This is a genomic window from Ectobacillus sp. JY-23 (genome assembly GCF_023022965.1).
In the GTDB taxonomy this organism is placed as follows: domain Bacteria; phylum Bacillota; class Bacilli; order Bacillales; family Bacillaceae_G; genus Ectobacillus.
Window position 1 is genome coordinate 1832179 of sequence record NZ_CP095462.1, and the last position, 17460, is coordinate 1849638.

Annotated in this window: 17 protein-coding genes; 4 read left to right on the forward strand and 13 right to left on the reverse strand. The window is 41.0% G+C overall.

Features of this window, described 5'->3' with window-relative positions:
* Positions 1-121: 121 nt before the first annotated feature.
* Positions 122-1219 carry a M24 family metallopeptidase gene (locus MUG87_RS09475; RefSeq protein WP_247087206.1) on the forward strand — a complete coding sequence of 366 codons (1098 nt, stop codon included), beginning with the start codon at positions 122-124 and terminating at the stop codon, positions 1217-1219.
* 61 nt (positions 1220-1280) lie between these two features.
* Here MUG87_RS09475 and ald read toward each other — a convergent pair whose 3' ends face one another.
* Entirely contained in the window at positions 1281-2405 is a 1125-nt protein-coding gene (ald, locus tag MUG87_RS09480; protein WP_247087207.1) for an alanine dehydrogenase, read from the reverse strand.
* A 116-nt stretch (positions 2406-2521) separates the two neighbouring features.
* Positions 2522-3277 carry an SDR family oxidoreductase gene (locus MUG87_RS09485; RefSeq protein ID WP_247087208.1) on the reverse strand — a complete coding sequence of 252 codons (756 nt, stop codon included), beginning with the start codon at positions 3275-3277 and terminating at the stop codon, positions 2522-2524.
* Between the two features lie 172 nt (positions 3278-3449).
* Between MUG87_RS09485 and MUG87_RS09490 the strand changes: the two genes are divergently transcribed.
* The gene (locus MUG87_RS09490; RefSeq protein ID WP_247087628.1) at positions 3450-3905 is read left to right on the forward strand and encodes a universal stress protein; all 456 of its coding nucleotides are present in this window, start codon (positions 3450-3452) and stop codon (positions 3903-3905) included.
* Between the two features lie 30 nt (positions 3906-3935).
* Here the strand turns inward: MUG87_RS09490 and argH are convergent, their stop codons facing one another.
* The gene (gene argH, locus MUG87_RS09495; protein WP_247087209.1) at positions 3936-5312 is read right to left on the reverse strand and encodes an argininosuccinate lyase; all 1377 of its coding nucleotides are present in this window, start codon (positions 5310-5312) and stop codon (positions 3936-3938) included.
* Positions 5309-6517, reverse strand: a complete 1209-nt coding sequence (locus MUG87_RS09500; RefSeq protein WP_247087210.1) for an argininosuccinate synthase — start codon at positions 6515-6517, stop codon at positions 5309-5311. Before MUG87_RS09500 ends, argH begins: the two co-directional genes overlap by 4 nt.
* A 182-nt stretch (positions 6518-6699) precedes the next feature.
* On the opposite strand from MUG87_RS09500, the gene MUG87_RS09505 reads away from it, so the two are divergent.
* Positions 6700-7017 carry a radical SAM protein gene (locus MUG87_RS09505; RefSeq protein WP_247087211.1) on the forward strand — a complete coding sequence of 106 codons (318 nt, stop codon included), beginning with the start codon at positions 6700-6702 and terminating at the stop codon, positions 7015-7017.
* 98 nt (positions 7018-7115) lie between these two features.
* On the opposite strand, the gene MUG87_RS09510 is transcribed toward MUG87_RS09505, so the two are convergent.
* The 6 genes from MUG87_RS09510 to MUG87_RS09535 all read right to left on the reverse strand — a co-directional run bounded on the left by MUG87_RS09510 (position 7116) and on the right by MUG87_RS09535 (position 12245).
* Positions 7116-7952: an EcsC family protein gene (locus tag MUG87_RS09510; RefSeq protein WP_247087212.1), complete on the reverse strand. Its 837-nt coding sequence runs from the start codon at positions 7950-7952 to the stop codon at positions 7116-7118.
* A 140-nt stretch (positions 7953-8092) separates the two neighbouring features.
* Positions 8093-9283, reverse strand: coding sequence for an acetate kinase (locus tag MUG87_RS09515; RefSeq protein ID WP_247087213.1), 1191 nt, complete (start codon positions 9281-9283; stop codon positions 8093-8095).
* A 236-nt stretch (positions 9284-9519) separates the two neighbouring features.
* Positions 9520-10503 (reverse strand): class I SAM-dependent methyltransferase, encoded by a 984-nt coding sequence (locus MUG87_RS09520; RefSeq protein WP_247087214.1) that lies wholly within the window; start codon positions 10501-10503, stop codon positions 9520-9522.
* Positions 10504-10605: 102 nt separating this feature from the next.
* Positions 10606-11106, reverse strand: a complete 501-nt coding sequence (tpx, locus tag MUG87_RS09525) for a thiol peroxidase (protein WP_247087216.1) — start codon at positions 11104-11106, stop codon at positions 10606-10608.
* Between the two features lie 124 nt (positions 11107-11230).
* Entirely contained in the window at positions 11231-11614 is a 384-nt protein-coding gene (ytfJ, locus tag MUG87_RS09530) for a GerW family sporulation protein (protein WP_247087218.1), read from the reverse strand.
* Between the two features lie 4 nt (positions 11615-11618).
* Entirely contained in the window at positions 11619-12245 is a 627-nt protein-coding gene (locus MUG87_RS09535) for a DUF2953 domain-containing protein (protein ID WP_247087220.1), read from the reverse strand.
* A 435-nt stretch (positions 12246-12680) separates the two neighbouring features.
* Here MUG87_RS09535 and MUG87_RS09540 point away from each other — a divergent pair, with 435 nt between their 5' ends.
* Positions 12681-13484: an NAD kinase gene (locus tag MUG87_RS09540; RefSeq protein WP_247087222.1), complete on the forward strand. Its 804-nt coding sequence runs from the start codon at positions 12681-12683 to the stop codon at positions 13482-13484.
* Between the two features lie 162 nt (positions 13485-13646).
* Here MUG87_RS09540 and MUG87_RS09545 read toward each other — a convergent pair whose 3' ends face one another.
* From MUG87_RS09545 to MUG87_RS09555, 3 genes are all read right to left on the reverse strand, one after another.
* Positions 13647-15200: an amidohydrolase gene (locus tag MUG87_RS09545; RefSeq protein WP_247087224.1), complete on the reverse strand. Its 1554-nt coding sequence runs from the start codon at positions 15198-15200 to the stop codon at positions 13647-13649.
* A 91-nt stretch (positions 15201-15291) separates the two neighbouring features.
* Positions 15292-16872: an acyl-CoA synthetase MbcS gene (locus MUG87_RS09550; protein WP_247087226.1), complete on the reverse strand. Its 1581-nt coding sequence runs from the start codon at positions 16870-16872 to the stop codon at positions 15292-15294.
* Positions 16873-17201: 329 nt separating this feature from the next.
* A complete protein-coding gene (locus tag MUG87_RS09555) occupies positions 17202-17396 on the reverse strand; it encodes an alpha/beta-type small acid-soluble spore protein (protein ID WP_247087228.1) in 195 nt (64 codons plus the stop codon).
* Positions 17397-17460: the final 64 nt, after the last annotated feature.

Here is a 17460-nt window from a genome sequence, read left to right on the forward strand (position 1 = left end):
CGCTCATGTTCATGATACACAAAACAGTAACACTGTGCCAATCATACAAGCTCACCTCTTTGCTTGTCATAAAACCGGTAAACAGGTAAAGTTAAAGAAAAGAAAAATGGAGGCGACAGACATGGAACATCGTTTACATAATTTGATGAGTTGGTTACAAAAGCAAGATATTGAGGCGGCGTTTATTACATCCACTTCCAATGTATTTTATTTGACAGGCTTTCATTGCGAGCCGCACGAGCGCTTACTCGGTGTATTTGTATTTCCAGAAAAAGAACCAATTTTAATTTGTCCAAAAATGGAAGAAGGACCAGCAAGAAGCGCAGGCTGGCCGCATGAAATTATTGGCTTTAGTGACACAGATAACCCTTGGGTATTGATTGAGCAGGCTATGCAAAAACGTGATATTTCGGTAAGAACAATTGCCGTTGAGAAGGAGCATTTAAACGTAGAACGCTATGAAGAATTATTAGCACTGTTTTCCGGTGCAGCTTTCGTTGCAGCGGAGGCTAAGCTTCATGAGCTCCGCCTGATTAAAGATGAAAAGGAATTGGCTATTTTGCGACAAGCCGCATATATGGCTGACTGGGCTGTGGAGCTTGGGGTGAGTCAAATTGCGGAAGGTAAGTCCGAAATGGAAATTCTAGGAACAATTGAATATGAACTGAAGAAAAAAGGCATCAGTAAGATGTCGTTTGACACAATGGTTCTTGCTGGTGCAAACTCGGCACTTCCACATGGAGAGCCAGGTACAAATCAAATTAAACGCGGTGATTTTGTATTATTTGACTTAGGTGTAGTAATCGACGGCTATTGCTCTGACATTACACGCACTGTCGCTTTTGGAGATATCTCTGAAGAACAGCGAAACATTTATGAGACTGTTTTAACAGCACAGCTACAAGCAATTGAAGCCAGTAAGCCCGGGGCTGCCATTGATACAGTAGACAGAGCAGCTCGTTCTTATATTGAAAATGCCGGCTATGGTGCTTATTTTCCCCATCGACTTGGACACGGTCTAGGTATTAGCGTTCATGAATATCCGTCCTTAACAGATGCAAATACATCACCACTTCGTACTGGTATGGTGTTTACTATCGAACCGGGTATATATGTACCAAATGTTGGAGGCGTGCGCATTGAAGATGATATTTATGTCACGACTGATGGTGTGGAAATTCTAACGAAGTATCCAAAAGAATTGCACATTATAAAGTAAACCTGGATCCATTGATATAACAAGAGGGTGTCACATATATATGACACCCTCTTGTTATTTATTATTGTATTAAAGTCAAAGCAGATACAGCATCCGCATACTCTAAACCGTGTGCTTCTGCAACGGCTTCGTATGTAACATAGCCGTTTAATGTGTTAATACCCTTCAATAATGCAGGGTTGTCTAGGCATGCCTTCTTGTAGCCTTTGTTGGCAATCTGTACAGCGTAAGGTACTGTCACATTCGTCAAAGCAATCGTTGATGTACGCGGCACAGCTCCCGGCATATTCGCAACTGCATAATGCACCACACCTTCTTTTACATAAGTAGGCTCATCATGTGTTGTAATGCGATCTGTTGTTTCGAAAATCCCCCCCTGGTCAATGGCGATGTCGACCACAACAGATCCCGGCTCCATGGATCGAATCATTTCTTGTGTAACAAGCTTAGGCGCTTTTGCCCCTGGAATCAAGACAGCACCGATTACAAGATCTGATTCTTTCACAGCTTCTGCAATATTATACGGATTAGAAATTAACGTAGTAACCTGATGACCAAAAATATCATCTAGTTGACGTAGACGATCTGGATTTAAATCGATAATAGTAACATCTGCCCCCAATCCGACTGCCACCTTAGCTGCATTTGTACCTGCAACACCGCCGCCGATAATGGTTACCTTACCGCGCTTTACACCCGGCACACCGCCCAATAGAATTCCTTTACCGCCCTCAGGCTTTTCCAAAAATTGTGCACCGATTTGTGCTGACATACGACCTGCTACCTCGCTCATTGGGGTTAATAGCGGCAACGATTGATTGGGAAGCTGCACAGTCTCGTAAGCAATACCTACTACTTTATTATCAATTAACGCTTTTGTTAACGCCGGTTCCGGTGCTAAATGCAAATATGTAAACAAAATAAGACCTTCACGGAAATAACCGTATTCGCTCGGAATGGGTTCCTTTACTTTCATTACCATTTCCATAGACCAAGCGTCGGCAGCTGTATCTACAATCGATGCACCTGCTTCTATATACTGCTCGTCTGGAAACCCGGAACCAATGCCCGCGCCTTTTTCAATATATACTTCGTGGCCGCTTCGCACTAAATGAACAACACCAGCCGGCGTCATAGCGACGCGGTTTTCATTATTTTTAATTTCCTTCGGTACTCCAATACGCAACGTAATTCCTCCTCGTATACGAAACTGAAAACACAAGCTGTATTATAAGAATATTCTGTCTGTACTATATTGTAACACACTGATACATACAATAACACGCTTTCAGATGTTTTTCTCTAGGATCGATGGCGGTGAATAACGTCCATCCCCCCCGTAATCTCTAGGCACGTACCTGTAATCATATCGGCATTATCATCGCAGAAAAACAATACAGCACGTGCAATATCTTCTCCTGTACCAGATCGACCAATCGGCGTCCTAAAATCAGATTGCATGCGAGCCGCTGCAATCGACGCTTCTTTCATACCTCCAGCAATATCTCCTGGACATACCATATTAGATGTAATACCATATTCCGCTTCTTCATAAGCAACCGTTTTTGTTAAAGAAACCAACCCTACTTTAGCAGCGGCAAATGCAGAACGATAAATCCATCCTGAAGCACTTTCAGCTCCTTGAAATCCATAGTTAACAATACGCCCAAATCGCTGTTCACGCATAATAGGAATAACACGTTTTAACAAATAGAATACAGCACTTAAGTTACCACCAATAAGCGATTCCCATTCTTCATCCGTATATTCAGCTAATTTTTTGCGCTCAAATATATAGGGCCCTGCATTATTGATTAAGCAATCAATTCTACCGAATCTTTTCATCGTTTCATCAACAATACGATATAAATCTTCTTTTTTGGTTACATCAGCTTGAATAAACTGCGTATACTCATTTTCATAGGTATCACGTAACTTTGCCATCGCTTCATCGTCACTTCGATACGTGACCGTGACAGTATAGTCTTTTCGTAAAAGCTCCTCCATCACCCTTTTACCGAGACCTTTTGAGCCGGCGGTAATCAATGCGTGTCTCATACGATTCCTCCTTTGAAACCCTTCTATCACATATGTAACAATTTATAAGCAAAATTACAAGCGAGACACCTTTTTATCTGTCAGAATTTTGTAACATCTGAACTGATTGAAATATATTGATTTTATATATAATAAAAGTATAGAAAGCTACTTTGCATATAGGAGGGGTTCTATTATGACAGCTTACCGCAATATTCTCGTAGCAGTGGACGGTTCTAAAGAAGCCGAAAAAGCATTTAAAAAAGCCATACATGTTGCAAAGCGCAATCAAGCTAAACTCACAATTACACATATCGTAGACATTAAAGCATATTCTGCCGTGGAGGCTTATAGCCATGTAATTGCAGAGCGTGCGAATTCCTTTGCAGAGGATTTACTCGAGGATTATAAAAAAATTGCCTTAGACGAAGGTCTGCAAGTAGAAACCGTGTTAGAATTCGGGAACCCCAAAGCTAAAATTTCTAAAGATGTTGCACCTAAGTACAATGTTGACCTTATTGTGTGCGGAGCAACTGGTTTAAATGCAGTTGAACGCTTTTTAATCGGTAGCGTTTCTGAACATATTATTCGTTACGCTACTTGCGATGTACTGGTAGTGAGAGGCGAAGAAGAGCAAGGTAAACTTTAAAAAGCTACCGGTTTCCCGGTAGCTTTTTTATTAACAACTATATAACTTTTGCTTTGCCTTATCTAAAGCCGCATATACCTGATCAAATCCTGTTCCGCCTGCACTGTTGCGGCGGCGTACGGCAGCTTGTGGTGATAGCACTTCGTATAAGTCCTCTTCAAATAACGAACAAGCTTTCTTATAAGCTGTAAGTGGCAAATCCAATAAGTAAATCCCCTGCTGGATACATTGCAATACAAGACGCCCGACAACTTCATGCGCCTGTCGGAACGGCAAACCTTTAGCTGCTAAATAGTCGGCAATCTCCGTCGCATTTGAAAAGTCTTGCTGCACAGCTTGCCCCATTTTATCTGCATGCACCTTCATTGTTTCAATCATACCAGTCATAACAAGAAGGCTTGTACCAATGGTTTTTACGGTATCGAACATGCCTTCTTTGTCTTCTTGCAAATCCTTGTTATAAGCAAGGGGCAAACCCTTCATTACTGTCAACAAACTAAATAGGTTTCCGTACACACGTCCTGTTTTACCGCGAATCAGTTCTGCCATATCCGGATTCTTTTTCTGCGGCATAATGCTGCTTCCCGTCGCATACGCATCACTCATTTCAATAAATTGAAACTCTTGACTGCTCCATAAAATTAATTCCTCACAAAAACGCGACAGATGCATCATAAGGATAGAAGAATGGCTTAAAAATTCCAAAATAAAGTCACGATCGCTCACCGCATCCATGCTGTTTTCATACATCCCGTCAAATTGAAGTAAGGATGCCGTATAGGAACGATCAATTGGAAACGTAGTACCGGCAAGTGCACCGGCTCCCAAAGGTGAGATATTAATGCGCTTTAGCGCATCTTGATAGCGCTCTATATCTCTTTGTAGCATCCAATAGTACGCAAGTAAATGATGTGCAAAAGAAACAGGCTGCGCACGCTGCAGATGCGTATAACCTGGCATAACCGTTTCCACATGTTGTTCAGCCTGCATCACTAATGCCTCTTGCAATCCCTTAACCTTGTCAATAATGCTCTTTACTTCTGTGCGAAGATATAAGTGCATATCTGTCGCAACTTGATCGTTGCGGCTACGTGCCGTATGCAGCTTACCGCCTACTTCTCCGATTTCATCAATCAGCATTTTCTCAAGATTTAAATGGATATCTTCATTCGCAACAGTAAATACCAGCTCTTCTTTTTTAGCTTTTTCAAGCAATGTGTGCAATCCTTTTTTTATTATATCTACATCTTGCTCTTCTAAAATGCCACAAGCACCAAGCATTGTGACGTGCGCAAGACTCCCTTCTAAATCCTCTATGACTAGCTTTTGATCAAAGGCGATAGAGGCACCAAATTCCTCTACCCATCCTTCTGCTTCTGCCGTAAAACGGCCTCCCCATAGCTTCATACGTTCACCTTTTCTCTGCCGTTCACTTCACTATAGACCTTTGTCGGCAAACCAAATAATTCAATAAATCCAACAGCTGCACCATGATTGAATTGATCTTCCTGTGTGTATGTCGCAAGCTTTTCATTATATAGAGAATGAGACGATTTTCTTCCTTCTATGATGGCATGCCCCTTAAATAACTTCACGCGCACTTCTCCTGTAACTTGCTTTTGCGTTTCTTGCAAAAAGGCCAGTAGTGCTGTTTTTAACGGAGAGAACCATAATCCATTGTAAATAAGCTCCGTCAGCTTATGCGCAATAATCGGCTTAAAGTGAGCAACATCTTTTGTTAGAGTTAGATCTTCTAACTCTTTATGCGCTTTGATAAGCGTCACTGCAGCTGGACATTCATATACCTCACGAGATTTAATCCCAACAAGGCGATTCTCTACATGGTCGATACGGCCAACACCGTGTTTTCCAGCAAGGGTATTCAACTCTAAAATCAGCTCATGGAGCGCATACACTTTGCCATTTAAGGAAACTGGAACACCTTCTACAAAAGCAATTTCAACGATATCAGCTATATCTGGTGTCGCTTCAATTGGTGTCGTTAAATCATAAGCACCTTCCGGCGGCGCAGCCCAAGGGTCTTCTAGCACTCCGCATTCACATGCTCTTCCCCATAAATTCGCATCAATCGAATACGGGTTATCTAAATCAATTGGAATAGGAATGTTGTGCTTCATCGCGTAAGCAATTTCTTCTTCACGCGACCAGCTCCATTCACGTACAGGTGCAATGACCTGCAAATCTGGATTTAATGCTTTAAACGAAACTTCAAAGCGCACTTGGTCATTTCCTTTTCCCGTACAGCCGTGCGCAACAACAGAAGCCCCTGTTTTTTCAGCAATCTCAACAAGCTTCTTTGAAATTAACGGGCGTGATAACGCTGATACAAGGGGATATTTATCTTCATACAATGCATGACTTTGTAAAACCGGTAATACATATTGCTCTGCAAACTCTTGTTTCGCATCGATTGAATACGATTCGATTGCACCTACTTGTAACGCTTTTTGTTTAATGAATTCAACATCTTTTCCTTCACCTACATCAAGTCCTACCGCAACCACATCATATCCTTGCTGCTGTAACCATTTAATAGCGACCGATGTATCTAATCCCCCTGAATATGCTAAAACAACCTTTTGCTTTGTCATATATATCCCCCTTCACTAAAGTATATTTATTCAATAAAATTAATTTATATTCATGAATATACTTTAACAGCTTTACAAAACACACGCAACTATTATTTTTCCGTTCCTACATTTCAGTCGAGATTTACAGGTATTTGCTATACAATATAAAGAACAATACAAGCGGCGGGGGGAAAACGAAAGTGTATACATATTTCAGGAAAGATAAACGACTTGGAATTCTCATTCCACATGTTGAGACAGAGTGGTCACAATTAGATAGCAACATACAACAAGCCATCTTACTAAAATGGGAACAAATACGAGGCAGTATTCCAGACCGTATTAAAGAGCTGGAACAAATTATCAATCAAAAGCAGCATGCGCTGAATAATGAGGAAAACTTTTCCGTATGTTGCCGGTTAAACAGTGAAATTGCTGATACAGCTTCTGTGATTAACGATTTATGGCTATGGTATCGTGCTAATCAAGAGCTGTCTGCCCAAAGAAGTCATACTTAAAAAGGGGTAGTTACTGAGGTTTTATGTGAAGTATTACGTAAAAAGCCTGAGGGGTGTGAATTTTCCCTCAAGCTTTTACTTTTAAAGTATTCTTTTTATTAAGATTGTTTTTCTAGCATATAGCGCATTTGATAAAAACGGTGGGTGAACTCTGTTACATTGCGTGTCATACGATAATTAACGGTAGATCCTACCGCAACCCCTAGTATCGGAATCCCTTGCATGACCTTACGCCGCAGTGCATGAACTGCGAACACCTTCAAGATTTGGGTCAGAACCACTTGTACTGTACCGCTATCTATAATGTCCTCCGCACCTTCATAAAAGAAAAGACCATATTCATCCTGCTCTAATTCCTCCAGTAGCTCTCGCCATGCATATTGCTGTAAACGAGACGGCAAAATGGCTGCATGAAACACTTTTAAAGCAAGCATCATTTCATATGGTTTATTCACATCATAACCGTATGTTGTAGCGATAAGCTGTACAGCTTTTAAATTGATAGCAATCATCAGCGGTAAATCTGCCGCCAGAAGCAGCATACCCCCTGCACCCGTAGCAGCTCCCTGAACAAAAGAATAAAGTCTGTGGCGCGCCACTTGCTGTTCCGTTATATAAATGAGTTGATCAATCGTTAACTGTCGCAAATCTTCAATATGTTCAATCTCTTCCTCAAATAACCTAGCATTGGAAAGAATGCGATTTCTTGCATCTAACTGCGACTGAGAGCTTTGAATAAGAGCATGAAGATGAAATAACCATTGATCAGCTTTTGCAAAAAACTCAGTTTTTTTACTTCCAGGCAATTTAGCAAACGAGCTCTTTAACCATTTGTCATATGCTCTCTGAAAATCAGTAGAATCTTGTTGAGATAGCTGATATTGCCAACTTTCGATATCATTCCATATCTTTTGCTCACGTTGGGAAAGATTCATACAGCACACTCCTTTACAAACACACTTTTCCTTTATCATACCATATGTTTCCTGTTTACATAACCTCATTCAAAACTACAGAAGGACTTTAACTGATATTTATTACAGCAAAAAAGACGGGGCTATAGCCCCGTCTTTTTTTATACATGCGCTAAACGTGTTACGTCGCGCGCAATCATGACTTCTTCGTTTGTCGGAATGACAATTACTTTTACAGGAGAGTGCGGATAATTGATAAACGCTTCCTCACCGCGCACTTTATTGCGTTTTGGATCCCAGTATACACCCATGAACTCTAGTCCTTCTAGAACACGCTCACGAATTAACGCACTGTTTTCACCGATACCAGCCGTGAAGATGATTGCATCTACACCTTTCATACGTGCTGCGTAAGAGCCAATGTATTTATGAATACGGCTTACGAAAATATCCATCGCTACTTTCGCACGCTCGTTTCCTTCTTCTTCTGCTTGCTCAATGTCACGTAGATCACTTGAGAAGCCGGAGATACCTAGCATACCACTCTTTTTGTTCAAAACGTTTACTACTTCTTCAACAGTTTGACCTGTTTTTTCCATGATGTATGGAATCAAAGCCGGGTCCAAGTTACCAGAACGCGTTCCCATCGTTACACCAGCAAGTGGTGTGAAGCCCATCGATGTATCAATAGACTTTCCGCCTTCTACAGCTGCAATACTTGCGCCGTTACCCAAATGACAAGATAACAGACGTAATTGCTCGATCGGACGACCTAACAGCTGTGCAGCACGCTCTGTTACATATTTATGAGAGGTACCGTGGAAACCGTATTTGCGAATACCAAACTTTTCATAGTACTCATACGGTAAGCTGTACAGGAAAGATTCTTCCGGCATCGTTTGATGGAACGCGGTATCAAATACGGCTACTGCTGGTACGTTTGGTAAAGCTTCTTGGAATGCTTTAATACCAACGATATTAGCCGGATTATGAAGAGGTGCCAAATCATTTAAGTCTTCAATCGCTGCTAATACTTCACCTGTAATCAATACAGAGTCCGCAAACTTTTCACCACCATGAACAACACGATGACCTACGCCGCTGATTTCATCTAGTGAAGAAATAATACCTGTGCTTGTTAATTTATCAAGAAGCATCTTTACAGCTACAGCGTGATCTGGGATATCTAATACTTCTGTTTGCTTTTCGTCATTCACTGTAATTGTAAATACGCTGTCGTTCAAACCAATTCGCTCTACTAAACCTTTTGTTAATACTTTTTCGCTCGGCATTTCAAATAGCTGAAATTTCAAAGAAGAACTTCCGGCGTTAATTGCAATAACCTTTGACATGTCGTCTTTCGCTCCTTTTTCACTCATGTTAGCTATGCGGCAGACCGCAAACCGTGTCGAAGTTTCATAATTCACTTTACTAATTTAAACACTGTATGCTATATATTTCAAGAAAAAAGAGTGAAACACACAAAAAAATATTATAATACAGATTTACAAAAACCTAACAATTTTGTTATTACCACAAGATATATCAATAACCTGTATCATATTAAACAAAGTGTCTGTTATACACCTTACTTATTTTGTTGGAACCATTCCTCAATTTGTTTCACCATGGACTCCATAGCTTGCACTTTAGAGAAGGAAGGAAGCTCTGCAAGCATCGCCTGCTTTGGCGCTTTCGCATTGGCTCCTTTTTTCTGCAGAACAAATATACTTTTTGCATTTTTCTCGTTTTTAAACATCGACACAGGCAGCTGCAGCAAGCCTTGTATATACGCGTGCTCCTTCAAAAAGGTATGCAGCTTTGCCGCTTGTTCACTTTCAAATAAAAAGTTTGGAATCAAGAAGAATACATATCCGCCTTCTTTTGTGTGCCTAATGCTTTGTTCCATTAAAAGGTGATGCGTATAGGAAAGACCCGTATCTGCACATAATTCGTACTCAGCAGCGCGTAATTCATTCGGATAATACCCAACAGGTAAATCGCAGACAACAGCATCAACTGGATCAATATAAAGAGCCCCTAATCCGTCTTGATGAAACAGTTCTATGCCCAGTCTCTGCAAATTCGCATTTACAAACGCAAGCCGAAGTAACAATTCATCTACTTCAACGCCATACCCTTGCATCGTTGTTCCTTCAGGTGCTGCATTGAATACTGTTGTCAATAAATTTGCCGTACCAACCGCAGGATCCAACACTGTGATATGTTGCTTATCTTTTAGGAACTTGTGAAATAAGTAGCCAGTAAACAATCCAACTGCATCCGGCGTCATTTCATGATTAGCTTGTACTCCTTCTTTCATTCCTTTTAACAAACAAAGCTGAAAGGCTTTACGCATTTCCTCTCCCTTATATTGTTCTTCCAAGAGCTTTTGGTATTCCCGGTTTAATCTCTCAATTGCAGACGTCGACAAATTGGATTGTAAAACGGTTCCTTCAAATACATTATCACCCGCTTCTACCAGCGCTTCTAGGTACGTAATATCTAATTCCTTTTTTAATACCAAACATGACGTATCAAGTACAGAAAAAATCGTTTCTACTACATTCATTGTATATACCTCCTCATTACACATAAATCTCATCATATCACATCTATTATCTGTTATACATTCCATTGAAAAAGCATCCTCAGAATAGAGGATGCTTTTGGTTTACTTTGCTGCTTTTGCCGCCGCGATTGCCGCTTCGTAATCTGGATGACTTGTACCTTCCGCCACATATTCCACATATGTTACGTTATTTTCACTATCAAGTACGAAAACCGCACGAGCTAACAAACGAAGTTCTTTCATGACAACGCCATATGCTTCTCCAAATGAAAGGTCACGATGGTCTGAAAGTGTTACTACATTCTCTAACCCGTTAGAAGCACACCAACGTTTTTGTGCGAACGGAAGATCCGCGCTAATTGTCAATACCTTCACATTCTCTACTTGAGAAGCTTCTTCGTTGAAACGGCGCGTTTGTGCATCGCACACGCCAGTGTCAATAGATGGCACAACACTAATTAGTTTAACAGCGCCTTTATATGTGTCCAGTGTCACTGGTGATAAATCATTTGCAAGTACTGTGAAGCTTGGTGCTTTATCTCCTACCTTCACTTCATTACCAATCAAAGTTACTGGATTGCCTTTAAATGTAACGTTTGCCATTTCAACATCCTCCTCAATTTATGTAATATGTACATTTTTTATAATAGAGGGAAGCGACACCGATTGCAAACAAAAGACAACGCCAAGCGATAATTTCTCATTCATTCGCTTGGCGCAGCTTCATTTACATTACAACAGGTGGCTCTTCATCTTTTTTCATCATATCTTGTACTTTCTCAATCGCTTGTGGTGTAAGTTCAATAATTTTATCAAGCAGATGCGTGTGCTTCTCTAGATGTAGCACCTTTACACCAGATGCACTCACAAGAAGGAATGCAACAGGCGTAATGGAAACACCGCCTCCACTTCCCCCGCCGAACGGGTAATTGCCTTCACGTTTCCCAAACTCACTGCCTCCAGCTGCAAATCCGAATCCCACTTTTGAAACAGTTAAAATGACGCTCCCATCTGGAGACTGAATTGGGTCCCCAATAATGGTGTTTACATCTATCATCGTTTTCAAATTTTCCATAGCGGTTGTCATCAACCCTTGGATAGGATGTGCCATTGTATTACCCCCTTACATCCGCATCATGGCCTGTAAAAACAGGTTTCTTTTTTCGTATATAGCGAAATAATTTTACTGCTGTTAGTAACGCCTTTCCAATTCGGAACGTGATGGTGCATTCAAGCTGAGATGTTGCAATCTCACCTTGAAAAACGGGAACAACCTCAAGCTCTGGCGCTTTGACAATCTTCATATACGTGCTGAGGGTGCCCAATATCATTCCCTTAACAGACCAAAGACCACCGGCGATAACGCCGGTATAGGCTGCATCGCCTGTTCCAATATAAGAACGCCATAAAAACTTCTTAATACGAACAGAGCGAAGAAAGCCCTTAATCATAGTATGGATGTCACCTGCGCTTTTTATCAACTCAGGCAGCCGTTCTGCCCAAGTGGAAAAAGAAGGCGAATCATCCTCGGATTGTATTGGTTCCTGCTCACTTGTAGCTTTTTTTTTCTCCATCAGCTCTAAAACATTAATGGTATAGCGAAAAAATAAGATACGAACTCTTACAAACACCCGTTGCTCCTGCGGGGTATAGCCAGCCATAATTGTAATTGAAATTTTCGTGACCAAAACAAGTAAAAACAGGAGCAACAGCACTGCCGGTATGATTACAAACCATTGCATACTCGTTCATCCTTTCATTCCCTATCCATTATCGACGCATTTAAGAGCAAATAAACACGAATTCACTATAAAAACAAGATGATGTTATACATCTCATGCCACTATCATTTAAACCGGAAACCAACACGTGGCTGCAATAAAACAAAAACAAGGCTGTGTTAAAACCTAGTGTTAATAATGAGCACTTGTTGATTGGAGTGAAGGGGGTTAGACTCCCGCGGGACAAACAAGTCAAAGGGAGACCGTGCAGGCGCATAGCGCTGAGGAGGCTCCCTGACTGCCCGCGGAAAGCGAACACCCGTAACGGAAATCAACAACGAACTTTAACAGACCCAAAAACAAAAGAAATGATTAAAATAGAAAAGAGGAAATTTTCATTTAATATGGAAATATAGTATACGAATACAACTTTATGACAGCAGTGGAGGGATTAACATGGAAGATCGTCGCAAACTATATTTCTTTTATGGTGAAAAAGATGAAACCGTACTTAGTAAAATGCAACCGATTTATAGCATACTAGAGGAAAAAGGATTTACAATCTTATCGCAGCCGGACGAAGCGAATGCTATTATTAGCGTTGGAGAAGACGGTACATTTTTGCAAGCGCTTCGCAAAACTGGCTTTCGTGATGACTGCTTATATGCAGGTGTCTCCGTAACAGATGAAACGTCTTTTTACTGCGATTTTCATATTGATCATGCAGATAAAGCGCTGGCTGAAATTACACATACAGAAATTGAAGTACGAAAGTATCCTACCATTCATGTAACAGTCGATGATGACACAGCTTTTTACTGTTTGAACGAATTTTCTTTACGTTCAAGTATTATTAAAACATTTGCGGTCGATGTGTTTATTGACGATTTATATTTCGAAACATTCCGCGGTGACGGCCTTGTCGTTTCCACACCGACAGGAAGCACAGCTTATAATAAATCACTGCGTGGTGCAGTCGTAGACCCAATGCTACCTTGTTATCAAGTAAGTGAGCTAGCATCGTTAAATAATAACAGCTATCGTACGCTTGGTTCACCTTTTATACTTAGCGGCAATCGTACATTAACGCTTCGTATTGCACCCGGTGACAGCAGTTATCCTGTCATGGGTATGGATAATGAAGCTCTTAGCATTCAGCATGTTGAACGCGTACAAATTCAATTAAGCGACAAACCCATCAAAACAGTTAAACTGAAAAACAATTCGTTTTGGGAAAAAGTACAACGTACGTTTTTATAAGAAAAGCAGAGCCGACCAGTTAGGCACAGAAGCTAAGGTTCTCAGCCCTAAAAGGCGCTTTTTGCCTTAATGGGCTGGGGTTCTCTGACCAGAGGAGCTAGCCGCTGCAGCTAGACACTAGAAAAGCGGAAGCAGACAAAAAATAACGAGGCAAATGCCTCGTTATTTTTTGTAAACAGTTTCTCCATCTACAACCGTCATACACGTCTTTATATGAAGTAATTCGTCCACTTCAATTGTAAATGGGTCTCTATCTATAATCGTAAAATCTGCATCGTATCCTGGAACAATCTTGCCGCGCTCATTTTCTTTACAAATGGCTAATGCACTTCCTACAGTAAATAACTGCAATGCTTCAAAGACGCTCAATCTTTCTTCGGGCATGTAGACCATCCCATCAAATAAGCTTTTTCTTGTTACTGCGCCATATATGCCCAAAAACGGATTTACATCTTCAATTGGCGCATCCGAGCCACCAGCGCACATGAACCCCTTCTGTAATAACGTTTTCCATGCATACGCATATTGCAGGCGATTAGGACCCAGTTTCTCAATTACGGAAGGAAAATCAGATGTCACAAATACAGGTTGTAAATCCAGCACAACTGATAATGATCTAGCTCTTTCAATCAAATCTTCTCGCAATACCTGACAATGGATAATTCGGTCACGTTGTCCTGGGTGAGGTGGATGTTTTTCAATCGCTTCTACAATATACTCAAATGATAAATCACCAATCGTATGAACCGCCACCGTCAATCCCATTTCTCTTGCCTTTTTGACCAGTTGCGCGAGTTCTTCTCTTTCAAACACCGCAACGCCTTTGGTATCTTCATCTGCATAGGGCTCACTCAGCAAAGCTGTTCGGCCCCCTAACGAGCCGTCTGCAAAAATTTTCATTGCTCCAAACTCAATGTAGCGCGTGCTTTCATAGTGCGGCAATTCATCCACTACTTCATGATGTACAAGTAAATGTGTTTTAAAAGGTTTGTCACTTAACCCATTCACAAACGCGCGGTGTGTTTGCGCAAAACCACCGTAGTAATTTAAATCTTCTGTATGACAACCAACAAGTCCTTTGCTGTAACAATCTGCAACAGCTGTTTCCAAGGCCTTTTGTAAATAAGCATCACTTTGCATTGGAACAATATCGTCTAGCAATTCTTGTGCGCGTTCATATAGTAAACCATTTGGTTCACCCGTTATATCTCGGCCAATTTTTCCGCCTTTTGGATCATCTTTAGGCAATTGTAACTGACTCAAAACGTAAGAATTCACCAATACCACATGTCGGCACATACGTTTTAATACAATTGGATGTGTACTTGTAATACGATCCAAGTCTTTTTTATGAATTATTTTACAATCCGAAAAAGCATTCTCATTCCAACCCTCACCAATAATCCATTCGCCACTTGGTGTATTTGCAGCCTTGTCAGCTATCAGCCCTAACATCTCCTCATATGACTTACAATAGCTCAGATCCAAGCGCATGAGACGCTCTCCGTGTCCGATAAGGTGCATATGACTGTCTGTTAATCCCGGCAGCATAACCTGTCCTTGTAAGTCGTAATAGGTATCGACTTGATAAGCACGAGAAAGCGCTTCGACTGTTCCTGTTTCTACAATCTTACCATTAGCAACATACACTGCTTCTACGATTTCTCCTTCTTTTTCCATTGTATAAATACGTCCACCATACCAAATTTCTCCCATATATCCTCCTTTATGTACACTGCATGAGCAAAATACAACCTAATTCCATTATAAAGGAGACGGAATATTCCGTCTCCTGAAAAAGTAGCCGTCATTTATACACGGACTCCTGCTCACGCTGCCGTAGCTCTATTCGTCTAATCTTACCTGATGCTGTTTTCGGTAGTTCGCTGACAAACTCCACTTTACGAGGATATTTGTAAGGAGCTGTTAAGCTTTTTACATGCTGCTGCAAATCAGCAATTAAAGTGTCATCTCCCAATATACCCTCTTGCAATACAACAAAAGCCTTTACGACATTACCACGTATTTCATCGGGACTTGCTACTACAGCACACTCTTTTACCAGAGGATGTTTAACTAACGCATCCTCTACTTCAAACGGCCCGATGGTATAACCAGAGCTAATGATAATATCATCGCCGCGACCTTCAAACCAAAAATAGCCGTCTTCATCCATCTTTGCTTTATCACCTGTAATATAATACTCCCCCCGAAACTGCATCGCTGTTCGCTCCGGATCCTTATAATAATGCTTAAATAAAGCTGGTGTGCTAACATGCACCGCAATATCCCCTACTTCACCTACCCCTAGCGGCTTTCCATATTCATCTACAATGGCAACTCGATTTCCGGGTGTTGGTTTTCCCATAGAGCCAGGTCTTAGCTCCATTCCATCCATAACACCCACTAGAAGTGTATTTTCAGTTTGTCCATAACCATCACGTACACTGATGTTAAACTGACGACGAAACGTATCAATGACTCCTCGGTTCAACGGTTCTCCTGCCGAAACAGCGCTGCGCAAATGAGGCAACTCATACGTATGTAAATTATCAACCTTTGCCATCAATCGATATTCCGTCGGTGTGCAGCACAGTACATTAATATTATACGCACTAAGCATATCCAAATAACGCTTCGGTTCAAATTTGCCATGATACACAAACCCCGTTGCCCCAGAACCGAGCGTTGCCAAAAATGGGCTCCAAATCCACTTTTGCCATCCTGGGCTTGCAGTAGCCCATACAAGGTCATCCTCTTTAATACCAAGCCAGTTTGGACCGGTTGTGCGCAAATGCGCGTATGCCCATCCGTGTGTATGAACAACGCCTTTTGGATTGCCCGTTGTACCTGATGTATATGACAAAAATACCATATCATCCCGATTGGTGTCCGCTGCTTCCAAAACATCGCTTTCCTGCTCGAGCGCTTCTGAAAGACTTGTCCAATTCTCAACATGCCCTCCAGTTACAAACTTTTGTAAATATTGCATGGCATGAATGCCTTGAAATTGAGAGATATAAGGCGCATGACTAACAATCGCTTTTACTCCTCCATGAGCAAGGCGGTATTCAATGTCCTTTTGACGCAGCATTTCAGAACTTGGTATAACAACTAACCCCGCTTTAATTGCACCTATGTAAACCATATAAGATTCAATTAAACGCGGCATCATGACAAGAACCCTGTCACCTTTTCGCAAACCACTTTTTAAAAAAGCGTTTCCAATTTTATTTGAGCCATCTATTAATTGCCGATACGTAATAAGCTTTGTTTCATCTTCTTCACTTCTCCAGAGGAGGGCAACTTTCTGTGAATCTTGCGCATACTTTTCAAATTCCGATACCAAATTGTACTGTTCTGGTGCTATTAATTGATCATAGTTCATAGAAATCCCCCTTTTGTATCATACCTCCTTTTAATCGTAATTAATTTTCAGTATATTTTGAACAATATTCATTTGACAAATACTGTATGGTTTCTACAAAATAAAACATAAATATTCATTTTACGACAAAATAATGTAGGTTTTCGTCAAGGGTTGTGTTGTAGCTTGCTATCATTAATTAGCATGTATGAATTATCCTATTTAAAGGGAACCCTTTGCATGTGCGTAGCGCTCAGCAGCCTGAAACGGAAGTTAACAAAGAAATCTCCTAATATCTACAACACAAAAAGAGCGGAGTATACTCCGCTCTTTTATCCATGTATATGCAATTACTTTTGGTATCCGCCTAGTTGTTGCTCAGCCAGTGCTACAAGGCGCTTTGTGATTTCGCCGCCTACAGAACCGTTAGCGCGAGCAGTTGCTTCAGGACCAAGGTTTACCCCGAACTCAGAAGCGATTTCATATTTCATTTGGTCGATAGCTGCTTGTGAACCAGGAGCTACTAATTTGTTTGTTCTTGTCATGTGTGTTCACCTCCTTGTGAATATAGAGTGTGAAAAAACACATGTTTTCATCCTTAAAAAAAAT